This is a genomic window from Pseudomonas azadiae, assembly GCF_019145355.1.
Taxonomy (GTDB): Bacteria; Pseudomonadota; Gammaproteobacteria; order Pseudomonadales; family Pseudomonadaceae; genus Aquipseudomonas; species Aquipseudomonas azadiae.
The window spans coordinates 1,301,184-1,317,653 of the sequence record NZ_JAHSTY010000002.1; the positions used below are offsets into that span (position 1 = coordinate 1,301,184).

A 16,470-nucleotide genomic window follows, 5' to 3' on the forward strand; every position below is an offset into this window, starting at 1 on the left:
GAATCATTATGATGAACGTGGACCTGCAACAACTTATCCAGACCTTGACCGCCCGCGCTCGCCGCGATCTGGAGCGCTCGGCCGAACGCTGTGTCCTGCGCGGCGGCGGGGAGGTGCTGGTGGAAGACCTGTTGCTGACCTTGCTTGAGCATCACGACGGCCTGGTGGCGAGGGCCTTGGCCGACGCGGATATCGACGCCGGCGAGCTGCAAGCCACACTGCAGCCCAAGGTGAAGGCGAGTGCCTCGCGCAATCCGGTGTTTGCCCAGGCGCTTGTGCAATGGCTGCAACAGGCCCTGATGGTGGCTCATCTGGAGTTGCGGCAGACTGAGGTCGATCATGGCGCCCTGTTTCTGGCCCTGTTGCGTCACCCGCTGCATCACGCGGGGAGTGCCTACCAGGGCTTGTTGAACCGGTTGGATGCGCAGCGTGTGCGCGACTTCGTATTGAGCCAGGCGTCACAAAGCAATCCAGGGCCGATGGATGAGTCATTGCTGGAGCGCTTCACCCATGACATGACGCGCCAGGCCCGTGAAGGGCGTATCGATCCAGTGTTGTGCCGCGATGCCGAGATCGGCCAGTTGATCGACATACTCATGCGCAGGCGCAAGAACAATCCGATCCTCGTCGGCGAAGCCGGGGTAGGCAAGACGGCCGTTGTCGAAGGCCTCGCGCTTCGCGTTGCCAGCGCACAGGTGCCGCAGGCTCTCCAGGACGTCCGAGTCCTGACCCTGGACATGGGCCTGCTCCAGGCCGGCGCCAGCATCAAGGGGGAATTCGAGCGGCGCCTCAAGGGTGTGATCGATGAGGTCAATGCTTCGCCACGACCGGTGATCCTGTTTATTGATGAGGCGCATACGCTGGTAGGGGCGGGTGCGCAAGCCGGTGCGTCGGATGCCGCCAATCTGCTCAAGCCGGCCTTGGCCCGTGGCGAGCTGCGCACCATCGCCGCCACCACCTGGTCGGAATACAAGAAATACTTCGAAAAAGATCCTGCGTTGGCGCGGCGTTTCCAGCCCGTGCTGGTGGAAGAGCCCAGTGTCGAGCAAGCGGTGTCGATCTTGCGCGGGTTGGTGCCTGTGTATGAGCGCAGCCATGGCGTCTACGTGCGCGACGATGCGGTCGTGGCGGCGGCGCAGTTGAGTGCCCGTTACCTGACCGGGCGCCAGTTACCCGATAAGGCGGTGGATGTGCTGGACACCGCGTGCGCCCGTTTGAAAATCAGCCGGGAGACAGCGCCACAAGCACTGCAATGCCTGTACTCGGAACAAGCGGAGGGCGCCCGGCAGCTTCAGGCAATGAGCCGCGACAGGGACGCAGGGTTTCCCGTGGATGAACAGCGCCTTCACGGGTTGAACCTGCGCATGCAGGCCGTGGAAAACGAGCGTGGGCATCTGGAGCGGAGCTGGCGGGAACAGCAAGGATCGGCGCAGCAGGTGTGCCCGCGCATGGTGGCGCAGGTCATCAGTGCCTGGACTGGCATCCCGGTTGAACAATTGGCGTTCGAGCACAGTGCACGGGTTCTGGGCTTTGCCGATGCGCTGCGTTCGCGAATCCTCGGCCAGGAGCAAGCGGTGCAGGCCCTGGATCGCAACCTGCGCGCCGTGGCCGCAGGGCTCCACAACGCCGACGCGCCGGTCGGTGTGTTCCTGCTGGTCGGCCCAAGTGGTGTGGGCAAGACCGAGACTGCGCTGGCCCTTGGCGATCTGTTGTATGGGGGAGAGCGCTTCGTCACGACCCTCAATATGTCGGAGTTCCAGGAAAAACACTCACTGTCTCGGTTGATTGGCGCACCGCCCGGTTACGTCGGTTTCGGCGAGGGCGGTGTGCTGACAGAAGCCGTGCGCCAGCGCCCGTATTCTGTCGTGCTGCTCGATGAGGTCGAGAAAGCCGACCCGGAAGTGTTGAACCTGTTCTACCAGATTTTCGACAAGGGCCGGGCCAATGACGGGGAAGGCCGGGAAATCGACTTTCGCAACACACTGATCCTGATGACTTCCAACCTGGGCAGCGCGTGCATCAGTGAATGCTGCGCGGGCGGCCAGCGACCTGACGCGCACGTGCTGCAAGAGGCGATCCGCCCGCTGCTGCGCGAGCACTTCAAACCCGCGTTGTTGGCCCGGATGCGTGTGGTTCCGTATTACCCGGTCACGGGTGAGGTTCTGCATGACCTCGCAAGGCTCAAGCTGGAACGCCTGGGGCAGCGGCTGCACCTGCGTAAATTGGCGTTCAGCTATACGCCAGAGCTGGTTGCACACATGGCCGAGCGTTGCGCCCACGGGGACAGCGGCGCTCGTTATATCGACCAGTGGATCGAGCTGCATGTGTTGCCGCAGATTGTGGATCGTCTGCTGGCGGCCATGGCTCAAGGCGAACCCTTGGCGCATGTGCATGCGCGCCTGGACGCCAATGGCTATCCACTCTGTGAGTTCAGCCAATGAGCGATCCGCAGTTCACCCAGGCGCCCGATGCTCCGGCTTATGCCGACGCGCTGCTCGGTTGGTTCATTCGCCTGGGCATCGATAGCGACGAAGCCACGTTGCCTGGCTTGTGCGTTGCGGCGGTAGCGCAACTGAGCCAGTGCGAGCTCAGCCAGTGGTACTGGCGAGATGAATCCACCGGCCGGCTTGAGCTGATTGCGCAACATCTACCCGCAGCCCTTCGCCCCGTCGATCCGGTCTGCGCCAAGGACTTCCAGCACGAGCAGATGTTGCACTATGTGCTTCGCCATCAGACGGCTCTCAACCTGCAAGACCTTGCAGGCAGCGTCTACGAGTGCGGGTTCCTGCCTGCCATGGCGGCGCCCTGGCAAGCGGTGTCATGCGTGCCGTTGTTCAACCGCGGCAAGGCCATCAGCGGCGTGTTGTTGTACGCCAGCCAATGCCGAAAAAACCTGCAGGACTACACCGTTTCGTTGAGTCAACTCGGCAGTTTTGCCTCGACGCAACTGGCTTTGCTCCGTTGCCAGCGTTCCACAGGCCATTTCACCCCAGCCAAGGGATGCCCACCGGCTCTCCGCGCAGAGTTTGGGTTGATCGGCAGCAGTACGGCCATGGATGAGACGTATCACCTGATCGGCAAGGTTCTAAATACCCCCTACACCGTACTGCTGCGCGGCGAGACGGGAACGGGCAAGGAGGTGGTGGCGCGCGCTATTCATGCGGCGGGACCGCGTAGCCACAAAGCCTTCGTGGTGCAAAATTGCGCGGCGTTTCCCGAGGGGCTGCTGGAAAGTGAACTGTTCGGCTATCGCAAAGGTGCATTCACGGGCGCGGAACGTAACCACACAGGGCTGTTTGACGCGGCGCATGGCGGCACGCTGCTCCTGGACGAAATCGGCGACATGCCGCTGTCGCTGCAGGCCAAGTTGCTGCGGGTTTTGCAGGAAGGCGAAGTCCGCCCGTTGGGCGCCAGTGCGGCACACAAGGTCGATGTGCGCATCATCGCCGCGACTCACCGCGACCTCTGCGCGATGGTCGCCCAAGGCAGTTTTCGCGAGGACCTTTACTACCGGCTGGCGCAATTTCCCATCGAGCTGCCGCCGTTGCGTCAACGCGACGGCGATGTGTTGCTGTTGGCCCGTGAATTTGCACAAAAGGCCTCTTCCGCGCTGGGTCGCTCACCGGTGGCGTGGTCCAGCGCCGCCCTTGATCAACTGTCCAGTTACGCCTTCCCAGGCAATGTCCGCGAACTCAAATGCCTGGTGGAACGCGCCGTGCTGCTCTGTGACGACGGGGTGATCCTGCCGGCGCACCTGTCCCTGTCCGCGCCGCCCGCCGACGAGTCCGTCGATGCGACGTTGCGCCAACGCCTGGAGCGCGTTGAGCGGGTCTTCCTGATCGACTGCTTGCACAAGAACCGTGGCAATCGCACCCGCACCGCGCGCGAGTTGGGCGTGGCGCGGCGCACGCTGCTCTATCGACTGGCGCGCCTGAAGATCCCGGTTGGCGATATGCGCGAGGAATGCTGAATGAGCGGCGTGTGGGCACTTAATTCTTATGGGAGATACCTGATGCGTATTCATCCGTGGCAAGCCGTGGTGCTTGCGCTGTGTGTGTTGAGCGGCTGTAACGCCAATTACGTGTTTGATGATGCCGATTACCGTCCGTTGGGCGACCCCCAGGCGGTCCGCCGTGGGCAATGAGCAGGGGAGCTGCATGCAATTAACCTTTGAAGTTTGCAGTACCGCAAGCGGTGAGCCGCCTGCTCGCAAAACGTTTGACGGCGTTGGCGGCGTGATCGGCCGGGGAACGGGCTGTGACTGGATCATCCCGGATGCTGATCGCTCGATTTCCAGCCATCACGGCTTGATCGTTTATCGGGAAGGCCACTACTTTCTCACCGATATCAGCAGCAACGGCATCGGCGTATCAGGCAGCATGGAGCGCTTGTGCAAAGGCCAGGCACGGCTGATCGGTGACGGTGACGTTTACCAGATGGGCAGGTTGAATATTCGTGCCAGCCTCGTGGTGCAGGAGCGGCAGCCGTTTGCCCGTGAAGACATGATTCCAGACGATGCCTTCCTTGGTCTTGACCCGGTCTGCGCGCTGGAGCGCGAACACATGGGTGGCGACTTACCGGCAGCGCTGGGCGCCCTGGACACCTCAACGCAGGCGCTGCCCCCATCGCTTTGCCAGGGCCCTGTGGACCGCGATCATCTGGTCGCCCCGAAATGGGCGGAACCGGCCAGGGAAATTCTGGCTTGCGAACCCACCACGGCCGCACCTGCCGGTGAAACATTCTGGCCACGGTTTGCCCGAGCATTGGGCATGCCGCTGGACACGCTCGATACGCCGGCGCGTGAAGCGCTGGCAATCAAGGTGGCGGGCCTGTTCAAGTTGACCCTCGAGGGCTTGCAGCAAAGCCTGCGGACCCGTGACGAGCTGCATAGCGAGTTGAACGAAGGGTTAACCGCCCCGGAGTCCGTTACCTCCAATCCGTTAAAAGACTGTGCCGACAGCCACGCTGCCATGGCAGCGCTGCTGGGCGCCAACGAATCGCGGCAACTCTGTGCCGAACAAGCGGTGACCCAGGTTTGTCGTGATTTGCAAATTCATCAACTGGCGCTGGTCGTGGCCAGTCGGGCCACTATCCGCGGTGCATTGACCGCCTTCGCGCCCGCGCACTTGCTGCTGTGTTTCGAGCGCGAGGGCAAGCCGCCCAGGTTCTTCAGTGAGGGTGCCCATTGGCGGGCATATCAACGCCACTATCGACGGCTGACGGAGGAGGAACCCTTGGGCGAGCAGCTGTTGCTCAGAGACTTTTCCAAGGCCTACGAAGAGCAAGTACGCCTGGTCTCCACCCTGCACGTCGGGCATCCAGGATGACGTTCATGTATCGAACCGCCGTTATATCAAGGCTGTTGGCGCTTGGCCTGCTGGCCGGCTGCAGCACCCTTTCACCTTTTTCGAGCATGACCAAGCTGGACTTGACCTTGGCGGCTGCTGACGAAGTCAACCCGGACCTTCACGGCCGTCCATCCCCCGTAGTGGTGCAACTGATTGAACTGCGGCATCCCGTGGCCTTTGAAAACGCCGAGTTCTTCAGCCTGTACGGCCGGGCCGAACAGACACTGCCCAAGGACTGGGTCGCCAGCGAAGAGTTGGAATTGCGTCCCGGCGAACACCTGGCACTCAAGCTGAGTGTCGAGTCACACAGCCGTTATGTCGGCGTGCTGGCGGCCTATCGCGACTTGCCCCATGTGCAGTGGCGGCTGGTGCTGCCCGTGGGCCCTGGACAATTGACCCGTGCCGACGTCGTGCTGGACCAGGCGGGCATCCGTATGGCCGGGTCCCACACTGAAAGGTCGGAGGATTGAGATGCAGATCCATAACGTTATCTGGCAAGAAGGCATGCTGCTCAGGCCCCAGCATTTGCAGCACAGCGATCGCTACTACCATCGGCAACTCAACCGTACGCGCCTGCTGAGCACTGATGCGTGGGGGTTCCTGAGCCTGGATGTCGATGTGCAGTCCCTCAACCTGGGCAAGATAGTAGTCAACCAGGCCAGCGGCGTATTGCCGGATGGCAGTCTGTTCGAGCTGAACGGTGCGATGGAGCCGCTGGTCTTGCAGGTCCCTGCGAATGTGGGCCGGCAGGCGGTGTATTTGGCGCTGCCGCTGTCCACGGCAAATCCGGTTGAAGTGCGCAGGAAGGACCAGGACGATGTCCTGGCGCGCTACGTCGCCTATGAAACGGAGATCGGCGACACCAATGCCGGCGTCGACTCTCGCTGTCCGGTCAACTGTGCACGCCCTGATTTGCGCCTGGTGCTGGGTGAGGGCGCCAATGACCCGTACTACGTGAAACTCCAGGTCGCCCAGGTTCAGGATTCGACCCATGAAGGCGGCGCCAGGCTGGATGCGGATTTTGTACCGACGTTCATCTACCTCCAGGGCTCGGGGTATGTGTGGTCGTGCCTCAAGGAGGTGATCAGCCTGCTGGCGACCCGTGGCGATGCGATCGCAGCGCGCATCCAGGGCAGTGGTGCCTCGGCGGGCACGCAGGTCGGCGACTTTTTAATGCTGCAATTGATCAATCGTGCCGAATTGATATTGCGTCACTACCTGGGTCAGGCCCAGGTGCGTCCGGAGCGGTTGTATCGGGAGTTGCTGTCGATTCTCGGTGAACTGTCGACCTTTGCCGGCGACAACAGGCGCGCGTCATTAGCGGTCCAGTACCAGCATGGCGATCAGGGGGCGAGCTTCCGTGGCCTGATGGAGGGGCTTCGCACGGTGTTGTCGTCGGTGCTGGAACAGCATGCCATCGAGTTGACGCTGCAACAACGCCAGTACGGGGTGCTGGTCTGCCCGGTCAGCGATATCAAGTTACTGGGTACCGCGACGTTCATTCTAGCGGCCACTGCCCAGTGCGACAGCGAAGAGCTGCGTCACCGCCTGCCGGCGCATCTGAAGATCGGCCCCGTGGAACACATCCGCGAACTGGTGAACCTGCATCTTGCCGGCATCAAGGTCAGGTCGCTGCCGGTAGCGCCGCGACAGATTCCGTTTCATGCCGGCAAGACCTATTTCATGCTCGAACTCAGCCCGCGCGACATCGTGCAGTTGGAGCAATCGGGTGGGTTTGCCTTCCACGCCAGCGGCGAGTTCGCCGAGCTGGAACTCAACTTCTGGGCTATCAGGAACTGAACACCATGACTATGGACAGTGAATATCCGCAGGACGAAAAAACCGTGCTGCTTGACCGTGACGGGCTCGGACCGGCGCAGGGGCCGGTCACCGACTTTCCAACGCCGCCGCGCTTCGAACAATTGGAAGACCGAATGATCTACGCCGCCCGCCTGCAGGGCAGCGAGAACTTCAGGATGGGGCCCAACACCCTGTTGGCAGCGGCTTGGGATCTGTTGTCGCAGGTCGTCCAGCTCAAGTTCAGTTCCGGCCGGGAAACCCTGCAGGCGCTCAATGACCAGCTTTCATCGGGGATCAACGCGTTTGAGGCGCGTGCATTGCACCTGGGTGCGCAGAGCAGTCAGGTGATGTCGGCGCGCTATGTGCTGTGCAGTGTCATTGATGAGGCTGTGGTCACCACGCCATGGGGCAATCGCAGCGACTGGTCGAAGCGAAGCCTGTTGAGCCGTTTTCACAACGAAACCTTCGGCGGAGAAAAATTTTTCCAGTTGCTGGAGCGTTTGTCCCGCGATCCCATCAAGCATGTGGCCTTGCTGGAATTGATGTACCTGTGCCTGTTACTGGGGTTCGAAGGTAAATACCGGGTCATGGAGCGGGGAAGGGCACACCTTGAAACGGTGCAAGACGCGGTGTATCGCCAGATCAGGCATGTGCGCGGTGAACGACTGCCGGCAGCCATCGCGCCGCGTGCGGAGAGGGCATCCCGGCCACGGCTTCGCATTGTTTCCGTAACCTGGGTCGTCGTCTGCGTGCTGGCCTGTTTGCTCGTGATGTATTCGGGGTTTGCCTGGGTACTGGGCCAGGAGCGCATGACAGCGCTGCGCTCTTTTCAATCTTCGGTGCCAGGCCTGTCCCGGACGCCCTTGTAACGCTGGGAGCAATGAATGAACGCATTCTTCAAGGGCGTGGGCACGGCGCTGCGCAAGAGTTGGGTATGGAGCCTGCTGCTGGTGTTGTCCAGTGCGTTGCTGGTGTGGTTTTTCGGACCTTTGCTGGCGGTGGATGACTACCGTTTCTGGCGGAGCTCGACCTCCCGTTTGCTGACCATCAGCGGGTTGCTGCTGATGTGGGGGCTGGCGATGGTAGTGGTGGGCGCGCGCCGCACCGCAAGGTTGCATGAGCCCGAGCACCACGCACGCCACCAGCAGCAGGAATTGATCGATCATGAAACAAGACAGGTGCGGGGGCGCTTCAAGGAGGCGCTGCAGACGTTGAAAAGCTCGCTGCGCTACGGCTCGCGCAGCGAGCGATGGCGAAACGAGTTGCCCTGGTACCTGTTGGTCGGCGAACAAGGCAGTGGCAAGACCTGCCTGTTGGCCGCCTGCGGCTTGCAGTCTCCCCTCGACCAGGCTGAAGCGCCCCCGGGCACCAGGCCTTACTGTGACTGGTATTTTGCCGAAGAGGCCGTCATGGTCGAGACGGCCGGCCGATATCTGCGCCAACCGGAGCATTCAGTCGATGCCGCAGGATGGAAAACCCTGTTGGGCCTGCTCAAGGCGTGGCGCAGGGGGCGGCCGCTCAATGGCGTAGTGGTGACCTTGTCGGTTGATACGCTTTCAAGCAGCAATGAGCACGACCTGGAGCGCCATGCACGTGACGTGCGTACCCGCCTGCATGAGATCCAGCAGACACTGCACGTGGATGTGCCGGTGTATCTGGTGTTGACCCAGGCGGATCGGTTGGCCGGGTTCGCGGAGTTCTTTGACGCACAGCAGGGCGATGGCACCGAAGAAGTCCTGGGTGCTCGTCTGGTCGAGGGCACGTCCGGTACAGACATCGCCCACGTGAGGGAGGCGTTCGAGAGCGTGTTGCAGCGCCTGGGAACGGAGCTGATCCCGCGCTTGCATCAGGAGCGCAATATCGAGCGTCGCGGCCGGATGCTGGATTTTCCACGGCACGTCGCACGCATCGGCGATCCTCTGTGCCTGTTCATCGAAACCGCGTTTTCCGCGCATCGCTACCAGCGCATCAATGGTCTGCGAGGGTTCTACCTGACCAGTGCGAATACGCGCGATGTACGTCCTCATTTTGTCCAGGGCCTGTTCCATCGCGTGATAGTTGCCGAGGCCGATCTCGCCGGGCTGCATACCCCGGAGCGGCAGCGCATACAGCGACGCCACGGGCTGCTGGCGCTGGCCGCAACCTTGGTGATCGGCACAGCGGCGGCGTTGTGGATGCACAGTTTTTCGTTCAACCAGCAACGGCTGGCGCTGCTGCTGGAACTGGGCAATGTCCGGCCCCCTGCGCCACAAGGCTCAAACGAAAGCCTCGCACTGCTGGCCCTGTTGGATAGCCGCCTGGCCGCAACGAAAGTCTTTGCACCGCTGGCAGACGCCCGATGGCTTGATCGGGCGGGCTTGTACCAAGGGGAGGTGACCCGCGCGCCGCTGGTCAGTGCCTATGAACAAGCCTTGCGCCAGCAACTGCTGCCCTATGTGACCAGGCTGCTCGAAGGGCAGGTGCGAGACCGCCTGGCTGATCGCGAGCGGCTGCTGGACAGCCTGCGTGCCTACCTGATGCTCAACCTGCGCGAACGACGTGATGCGGCGTGGCTGGCGGAGTATGTGGCGGGCCAGTGGTCAACCGACCCCTCGACGCATAAACGTTTGAATCAACACCTTGCACGGCTCCTTGAGCAGCCTTTTTTGGCACCGTTGAATAACGAGTTGGTGGCTCAGGCCCGCCTCGTGTTGCGCGGTGAGTCGCTGGCGGAGGTGGTTTACCGAACGCTGCGCGAGCAAGCGCGGAGTCTGGAACCTTACCGACTGGCCGAAGGTCCTGCGTTTTCGAGGGTCGAGCCACCCATACCCGGGTTCTACACCCGAAAATACCTGCAGTTTTTTGAAAAACAGGGCCCTCAATTGGTCAATGCCATCGCCCAGGATAACTGGGTGCTTGGTGAAGGCACCGACCTCAGCGTCGTGGACTTACGCAAGTTGGTGGTTGAGTTGGAGCAGCGCTATTTCAGTGAATACGCTGATGCATGGAGTGATGCCCTTGGTCGGATCAGGCTGCTCGACAGTGGCAGTCTGCGACAAGGTGCGCAGCAGCTCGCAAGCCTTACTTCGGCTCAATCGGCCTTGGTGCAGTTGTTGCAGCAGATTCGTGAAAACACGCGGCTGGTACCGCTCTCCGATCGGCTTGAGGCGATGAGCACGCCGGTCGGCGAGCTGGGCGCACTGACCTCCGGTGCGCTCGCCCGCACGGCGCTGCCTGATACCGCCCGGCGTGCTTTGCAGCGCCGCTTCGAGCCCTTGCACCAATTGCTCGATGACGAGCAGAACCCCGGGGGCGAACTGACGCAGGCCTTGCGCATGCTCGATGAGCTGCACCTGCAATTGTCGACACTGAGCCGCGACAGTTCACCGGAACAGGCTGCGTTCAAATTGGCCAGGCAACGCATGGAGGGGCAGCAGCCGCTCCTGGGCAACCTGCGTGATGCAGCAGCCCGCTTGCCGCAACCGCTTAGAGGATGGTTCGAAGGAATGGCCGACCAGAGCTGGCGCCACCTGCTTGAGGATGCCTATGGCTATGTGAATCAGCGGTATCAAAGCGAGATCTTTGGCTTTTATGCGAAGGCTATCCAGCGCCGGTACCCGTTTGATGCCCACGCCGGCAGCGACGTTGCCCTGGCTGATTTCCAGGAGTTTTTCAAACCACGGGGGGCCATGGCGCGTTTTTATGAGGCTTACCTGCGACCGTTTGTGAATGCCGAGGGCAACCGCTATCGCCTGCGGACCCTGGAGGGACGCAGCCTGCCGATGTCGCGTCTGGTGCTGGAGCAACTGGCGAGGGCACAGACCATTCGCCAGGGTTTTTTCAGCGAGGACCAGGGGGATTGGGCCGTGCGGTTCACGCTGGCGCCCTATAGCCTGGACCAGGCTGTCAGCCGGGCGACATTGCGGGTGGGCGACCAACAGTTGGAGTACCGTCACGGCCCGATCGTGCCGATGGCGTTTGCTTGGCCGAGCGAGGCCGAGAATGGCCGCAGCAGCCTGGTGCTGGAGCGTGGTTCAGAGCGGCCATTGGGGATCGAAAAAGACAGGGGGGCCTGGTCGTTGTTCCGGTTTTTCGAGCTGATGCAAACCGAGCCTGCCAGCAGCAGGAATGCGCAGATACTCAAGGCCGACCTGGCGGGCCTGCGTGCCAATTACGTGCTGACCAGCCCGCGCAGCCCAAGCCCGTTCCAGATGGCGACATGGCGCACCTTCCGCCTGCCGGAGCAATTATGAGCCGGGCTTATCCTTGGCGAAGTGCCGGGCGCACGGCGCAGGGCAAGAGTCGCTCGCGCAACGAGGACGCGTTCCTCGATTGCCCGCAGCGCGGTTGTTGGGCGGTGGCTGACGGCATGGGTGGCCATCATGCCGGGGATGTCGCCAGTCAACGCATCGTCAGCGGCCTGGCCGCGCTGCCAGGCCAAGGCGCTCTGGACCAGCGGATCGATGCTGCCCGACGCTGCCTGCATGGCCTCGACAGCCACTTGCAACACGCCGACGGCGTGGCAGGCGTCATGGGCAGTACGGTGGTGGTGCTGTTACTGGAGCACGACCGCGCAGCCTGCCTCTGGGCAGGTGACAGCCGATGCTACCTCTGGCGCGGGCAGCGCCTGTATCAACTGTCGCGCGACCATTCCCTGCAGCAGCACTTGATGGATAAGCAGCAGTTGAGTCCGGAGCTGGCCCAGGCTCATCCAGGCGCAAGGGCCTTGACTCGCGCGGTGGGCGCGCGCCAGCCACTGAGCCTTGAGATCCTGGAGCTGCGCGTCCAAACCGGGGATGTGTTCCTGCTGTGCAGCGATGGTCTGTACCAAGGCCTTAGCCACCGGGAATTGGGGGGAGCCATGGGGGCAGGAACGCCACGTCAAGCAGTGGAACAGTTGTTCAACGCCGCGCTGCGGGGGCCGGCGCGGGATGACCTCACGGCTCTGGTGATCCAGCCATGAACAGGGCGGCAGGCCCGCCGAAACTGCTTGCGGGACGCTATCAGCTGGAGCGAGTCCTCGGGACTGGGGGCATGGGCGTGGTGTATCGCGCCCGTGACCTGCTGCATGAGGCGTTCGGCGAGCCGGATTGCCGTGTAGCCCTGAAGCTGTTGGGGGAGAGCCTTTCCGATTCCACCGATGCGCATGTGTTGCTGTACAGCGAATTCGCGCTGACCCGCAGCCTGCAGCATGATCATGTGGTCCGCGCGTTTTCGTTCGAGGTCGACACGGCCCAGCAGGCGGCATTCTTCACCATGGAAGTGTTGCCTGGGCTGACCCTGGACCGCATGCTCGCGCAGTGTCCGCAGGGGCTGCCGTGGCATGAGCTGCAACCCATGGCCCTGCAATTGCTCGATGCACTGGACTACATCCAGCGCCAAGGTGTGGTGCATGGCGATGTGAAGCCGGCCAATATCATGGTGGGGGAGCAGGGGGTGCGCTTGTTCGATTTCGGCTTGGGCCATGCCGAGGCCCAGGCAGGGGCAGGATTGCCCGGCTTGAGCCGCAGTCGCCTGAACGCCTGGACCCCGGCGTACGCAGCGCCGGAGCTGATGGCCGGAGGGCTGCCCTCGGCCAGCGCCGATCTATATGGCGCGGCCTGTGTGCTGTATGAACTGGCCGAGGGACGACGGCTTGATGAGCGCCACAGCCATCTGCGCCTGCCCCGGCCCAGGCAGTTGCCCAGGCAGTGCTGGTCTGCATTGCGTTCGGCATTGGCGAGGGACCCGCAACAACGAACCGTCTGCGCCGCCGAGCTGCGGGAAAGGTTGGCTGACCGGCATCGTCGCTGGTTCGTCGGGTAATGCGTCAGCCGTCCAGGTTGTGCAGTTGGCAGTACTCTTCCCAACTCATGCCCGCCATCTGCGCCACTTCCTTGTGCACCTCAAGGCGTTGGGTTTCAAAGTCGCCGGGGGACTCGGCGGTCAGTTTGAGGGTCAGTTCCCAGGCAAACAGGCCCTGGCGTTCGGCTTCCGCTTCAAAGGCTTCATGCAGCCGTTCGGCGCGATACTGCGCGAGGGTTTCGCCCTTGGCCTGGGCGGCCAGCGGGTTCAGGGTGTCAAGTTCGGTGGCCACATCGGGGTGTGTGTCGAGGAATCTGTCCAGCGCGCGCTGGTGGTTATCGCCGGGTGTTGACAAGGGCTTACTCCAAACAATGGCAAGGTCAGGGTTTACGTTGAACGCTGCGGCGTCGGGGCGCCTTCGCGTATACAGACCGTACCCATTGAAGCAGATTCAGAAATTGACTTGGGTCGGAAAATTCAAATAAGCGGAAAATCCAGGGAGCTGCGCGTGATCCCAATGGAAAATTCACACGGATGAATGGCAAAAGGCTTTCGCTCACCGTGCCAGGACGTGTAGCGTTAGCCCGTGTTTACGGCGCTGCCTTCCAGGGACAGTGGGCGATGGGCAGAGGGATGGGTCATGGCGCAAACGCTGTTCAAGCTTTTCTTTACCCAACGCCTGGCCGCCTTGGCCAGCACGGAGTCGCTGCGAGCGATCCGCGAAGGCTTGCTGTGGATCCTGCCGTGCCTGCTGGTGTCGGCCGGCTTCCTGGTGGTGTCCGAATGTGCCCGGGTGTTTGGCTTCGACCCGCAGGTGGTGACGTTCCTGGCCGGCCTGCACAATCAGATCAGCGCCGTCATCCCGCTGTTGGTGGCGGCTTCCATCGGCTACATGCTTGCGATCCAGCATCGTTTGCCGCAACTGCCGGTGGCGTTCCTGTGCCTGGCCAATGTGCTGCTGGCAACGTTTATTCTGCGTGAATATCCTCGGGCTTCGGCCACCTTCGTGCTGTTCATCGCCATTGCATCGCCGCTGTTGAATGTGCCGGCAATGGCCTGGCTGCATCGTTACCGTTGGACCCGCCTGGTCAACGAAGACCTCGTGGGGCACAACCTGCGCGGCACGATCAATATGGTGGTGCCGGGCTTCATCACCGCCTTGGCATTGGTGGCGGCTTTGTCGTTGCTGCTGCAGGTGCCTTATGTGGCGCAGCTTCAGGGGCCGCAGGTACTCGACGCCCTGCAATCGCCTTATGGCAGCGGGCTGTTTGTGACCCTGATGAATTCTTTGCTGTGGTTTTTCGGGATCCACGGTGTTTACGCCATGCAACCGTTGTTCGATGTGCTGGACCAGGCCGTGGTGCTGAACGGTGCTGCGCTGGCGGCGGGCGAGCCGATCAAGTACCTATTGAATGGCGGCTTGCTGGGCAGTTTTGCGTTTATCGGTGGCTCGGGCGGTGCGCTGTGCCTGCTGCTGGCGATACTGCTGGTCTCTAAAAGCCAGTCCATGCGCCTGTTGGCGGTGGCGAGTTTGCCGCTTTCGCTGTTCAACGTCAGTGAAGTGCTGTTGTTCGGCTTGCCGATCATCCTCAACCCGCGTTTATTCATACCGTTTTTGATCGTACCCGCATTGAACGCCACCGTGGCGTTAACCGTGGTGCAACTGGGATGGGTGTCGCCGGCGGTGGCCAGTGTTCCGTTCACCGCCCCGGTGCTCCTCAACGCCTACCTCAGTACCCAGGGCGACTTGGCGGCAGTGGCGCTGCAAGTGCTGCTGCTGGGGCTGGGCACCCTGGTGTATGCGCCGTATGTGCGCGCGATCCACCGCCAGGCCAGCGAAGGCGGCACGGTGTACCTCAAGTCCCTGGACATGACCTTCCGTGGCCTGGAGGAAAAGGGCCGGCTGCGCGAGCTGGACCCGGTGCTCGCCTCCCACAGGACCTTGGCGCGCCAGGCCAGCGAGCTGAGCCGCATCCAGCAGATCAGCGACTACGAGTTCTACCTCGAATTCCAACCGCAGGTCTCGACCCGCACCGGCCTGTGCACCGGTTGTGAAGCACTGATGCGTGCCCGTGATGCCAATGGCACGGTGCATTCACCCTGGGAGTTCCTGCAGTGGCTGGCCCAGGCGCGGTTGATGCCGGATGTGGATGTGTGGGTGGCGTCCCAGGCGGTGCGCCAATACCAGAAGTGGCGCAAGCTCGGCTTTGCATTGCCGATGACCATCAATGTTTCCAGCGCGACCCTGACCGACGCCGCTCATGGCGAGCGCCTTGTGGAGATCCTCGCCCAAGCCCACGGCCAGGTGTCGGTGGAGATTACCGAGGAAGCACTGGTCGGTGACATCCAGGTCACGCGCCGGACCATCCAGAAGCTGCAAGCCATCGGCGCCAAGGTCTATATCGATGACTTCGGCACCGGGTTTTCAGCCTTGAGTTACCTGCACCAGTTTCCGGTTGACTTCATCAAGATCGACCGCAGTTTCGTCGTGGCCCAGCACGACCCCAAGGGCGCTCAGGTCATGACCGGCATGTTGCGCTTCTGTGAAGCGCTGAACCTGGGCGTGGTGGTGGAAGGGGTGGAAACCGCCGAGCAACTGGCTTTTCTGAATACCGGCGCCGAGCTGATTATCCAGGGCTGGTATTTCAGCAAGGCGCTGCCGGGCGACCAGTTGGAGGGCTTCGTGCGTGAGCGCGCCGCCCTGGCGCAGAGCTAATACCCGCGCGGGGTCTGCTCGATCTCTTCGACCAGTTCATCAATCCCCGCCAGGCGTGCCCGGTTGTCGTGGTCCCAGGGGTGGAACCCAGGCTTGAAGTAGTGCAGCCATGGCAGCAGCATGCGGGGGAAAACGCCCTTGGGCCCATACAGGAATTTCAACATGCGCCAGAAACCCTTCAGATGCCCACCCGACTTGCGGTCGGCAATCAGCAGGCGCAGGTGGAAATCAAATACCACCACCCAGAAGATCACCGTGGTGGTCAGCATGGTTCCGGTACGCAGTAAGTAGCGCAGGGGCCCGGGCTTGATCACGCGGTTCCACACATCGAAGGCCACGGCTTTGTGTTCGGTTTCTTCCAGGGCGTGCCAGTACCACATTTGCTGGTAACCCTTGAGTGAGTTTCCGAAGCGTGACGGGTCGCTCAGCAGTATTTCCGCGAGCATCGCGGTGTAGTGCTCAAGGGCAATGGTCACCGCCAGGTTGAAGGACGGCGGCAGGTGTTTTTTCTGCAGGTCGAGGATGAATTTCAGCTTACGGTCCAGGCTGTGCGCCGGCAAGCCAGCCGCCTGCAAAAGATCGTTATAGGCCACATGCTCACGGCTGTGCATGGCCTCCTGGCCGATAAAACCCTGGACCGCCTTTTTCAGCTCGGGATCATCGATGCGCGGACGGTAGTGGCGCACGCTGTCCATGAAAAACAGCTCGCCCTGGGGGAACAGCAACGACAGGGCGTTGAAGAAATGCGTGATGAACGGGCCCTGTTCATGCCAGTCCTTGATGCGCTCGGCGGGCAGGGCGAAACGGATGTCACGGCGGATCGGCAACATGATGCGTGCTCCT

At 62.1% G+C, this 16,470-nt stretch carries 13 protein-coding genes; 11 read left to right on the top strand and 2 right to left on the bottom strand.

The annotated features are described in order from the left end of the window. Window positions 1-8 precede the first annotated feature (8 nt). The 10 genes from KVG91_RS22385 to KVG91_RS22430 are packed head-to-tail and all read left to right on the top strand — an operon-like array spanning window position 9 to window position 12,932. Entirely contained in the window at window positions 9-2,441 is a 2,433-nt protein-coding gene (locus tag KVG91_RS22385) for an AAA family ATPase (protein ID WP_217894940.1), read from the top strand. Further along, window positions 2,438-3,970, top strand: a complete 1,533-nt coding sequence (locus KVG91_RS22390) for a sigma-54 interaction domain-containing protein (RefSeq protein ID WP_169378594.1) — start codon at window positions 2,438-2,440, stop codon at window positions 3,968-3,970. Before KVG91_RS22385 ends, KVG91_RS22390 begins: the two co-directional genes overlap by 4 nt. 42 nt (window positions 3,971-4,012) lie before the next feature. Continuing rightward, window positions 4,013-4,144 carry a type VI secretion protein gene (locus tag KVG91_RS22395; protein ID WP_169378593.1) on the top strand — a complete coding sequence of 44 codons (132 nt, stop codon included), beginning with the start codon at window positions 4,013-4,015 and terminating at the stop codon, window positions 4,142-4,144. Between the two features lie 13 nt (window positions 4,145-4,157). Further along, window positions 4,158-5,327 carry a type VI secretion system-associated FHA domain protein TagH gene (tagH, locus tag KVG91_RS22400; RefSeq protein WP_169378592.1) on the top strand — a complete coding sequence of 390 codons (1,170 nt, stop codon included), beginning with the start codon at window positions 4,158-4,160 and terminating at the stop codon, window positions 5,325-5,327. 5 nt (window positions 5,328-5,332) lie between these two features. After that, window positions 5,333-5,818, top strand: coding sequence for a type VI secretion system lipoprotein TssJ (gene tssJ / locus KVG91_RS22405; protein ID WP_169378591.1), 486 nt, complete (start codon window positions 5,333-5,335; stop codon window positions 5,816-5,818). A 1-nt stretch (window position 5,819) separates the two neighbouring features. Continuing rightward, window positions 5,820-7,148, top strand: coding sequence for a type VI secretion system baseplate subunit TssK (tssK, locus tag KVG91_RS22410; RefSeq protein WP_169378590.1), 1,329 nt, complete (start codon window positions 5,820-5,822; stop codon window positions 7,146-7,148). Window positions 7,149-7,153: 5 nt separating this feature from the next. Then, the gene (gene icmH, locus KVG91_RS22415; protein WP_225927039.1) at window positions 7,154-8,017 is read left to right on the top strand and encodes a type IVB secretion system protein IcmH/DotU; all 864 of its coding nucleotides are present in this window, start codon (window positions 7,154-7,156) and stop codon (window positions 8,015-8,017) included. 15 nt (window positions 8,018-8,032) lie between these two features. After that, on the top strand, window positions 8,033-11,380 hold the full coding sequence (tssM, locus tag KVG91_RS22420; RefSeq protein ID WP_169378589.1) for a type VI secretion system membrane subunit TssM: 3,348 nt from the start codon (window positions 8,033-8,035) through the stop codon (window positions 11,378-11,380). Then, entirely contained in the window at window positions 11,377-12,090 is a 714-nt protein-coding gene (locus KVG91_RS22425) for a PP2C family protein-serine/threonine phosphatase (protein ID WP_169378588.1), read from the top strand. The genes tssM and KVG91_RS22425 overlap by 4 nt, the downstream gene beginning before the upstream one ends. Next, a complete protein-coding gene (locus KVG91_RS22430) occupies window positions 12,087-12,932 on the top strand; it encodes a serine/threonine-protein kinase (protein ID WP_169378587.1) in 846 nt (281 codons plus the stop codon). Before KVG91_RS22425 ends, KVG91_RS22430 begins: the two co-directional genes overlap by 4 nt. Window positions 12,933-12,936: 4 nt before the next feature. On the opposite strand, the gene KVG91_RS22435 is transcribed toward KVG91_RS22430, so the two are convergent. Further along, entirely contained in the window at window positions 12,937-13,266 is a 330-nt protein-coding gene (locus KVG91_RS22435) for a DUF6388 family protein (protein ID WP_169378586.1), read from the bottom strand. Between the two features lie 285 nt (window positions 13,267-13,551). Here KVG91_RS22435 and KVG91_RS22440 point away from each other — a divergent pair, with 285 nt between their 5' ends. Beyond that, window positions 13,552-15,627: an EAL domain-containing protein gene (locus KVG91_RS22440; RefSeq protein ID WP_169378585.1), complete on the top strand. Its 2,076-nt coding sequence runs from the start codon at window positions 13,552-13,554 to the stop codon at window positions 15,625-15,627. On the opposite strand, the gene KVG91_RS22445 is transcribed toward KVG91_RS22440, so the two are convergent. Next, entirely contained in the window at window positions 15,624-16,457 is an 834-nt protein-coding gene (locus KVG91_RS22445) for a metal-dependent hydrolase (protein ID WP_169378584.1), read from the bottom strand. The genes KVG91_RS22440 and KVG91_RS22445 overlap by 4 nt on opposite strands. Window positions 16,458-16,470: the final 13 nt, after the last annotated feature.

What these genes read in the sequence shown, in the direction of transcription:
- KVG91_RS22385 (WP_217894940.1), top strand. Translation starts at nt 9, where the DNA reads ATGATGAACGTGGACCTGCAACAACTTATCCAGACCTTGACCGCCCGC.
- KVG91_RS22390 (WP_169378594.1), top strand. Translation starts at nt 2,438, where the DNA reads ATGAGCGATCCGCAGTTCACCCAGGCGCCCGATGCTCCGGCTTATGCC.
- KVG91_RS22430 (WP_169378587.1), top strand. Translation starts at nt 12,087, where the DNA reads ATGAACAGGGCGGCAGGCCCGCCGAAACTGCTTGCGGGACGCTATCAG.
- icmH (WP_225927039.1), top strand. Translation starts at nt 7,154, where the DNA reads ATGACTATGGACAGTGAATATCCGCAGGACGAAAAAACCGTGCTGCTT.
- KVG91_RS22395 (WP_169378593.1), top strand. Translation starts at nt 4,013, where the DNA reads ATGCGTATTCATCCGTGGCAAGCCGTGGTGCTTGCGCTGTGTGTGTTG.
- KVG91_RS22440 (WP_169378585.1), top strand. Translation starts at nt 13,552, where the DNA reads ATGGCGCAAACGCTGTTCAAGCTTTTCTTTACCCAACGCCTGGCCGCC.
- tssJ (WP_169378591.1), top strand. Translation starts at nt 5,333, where the DNA reads ATGTATCGAACCGCCGTTATATCAAGGCTGTTGGCGCTTGGCCTGCTG.
- tssM (WP_169378589.1), top strand. Translation starts at nt 8,033, where the DNA reads ATGAACGCATTCTTCAAGGGCGTGGGCACGGCGCTGCGCAAGAGTTGG.
- tssK (WP_169378590.1), top strand. Translation starts at nt 5,820, where the DNA reads ATGCAGATCCATAACGTTATCTGGCAAGAAGGCATGCTGCTCAGGCCC.
- KVG91_RS22445 (WP_169378584.1), bottom strand. Translation starts at nt 16,457, where the DNA reads ATGTTGCCGATCCGCCGTGACATCCGTTTCGCCCTGCCCGCCGAGCGC.
- tagH (WP_169378592.1), top strand. Translation starts at nt 4,158, where the DNA reads ATGCAATTAACCTTTGAAGTTTGCAGTACCGCAAGCGGTGAGCCGCCT.
- KVG91_RS22425 (WP_169378588.1), top strand. Translation starts at nt 11,377, where the DNA reads ATGAGCCGGGCTTATCCTTGGCGAAGTGCCGGGCGCACGGCGCAGGGC.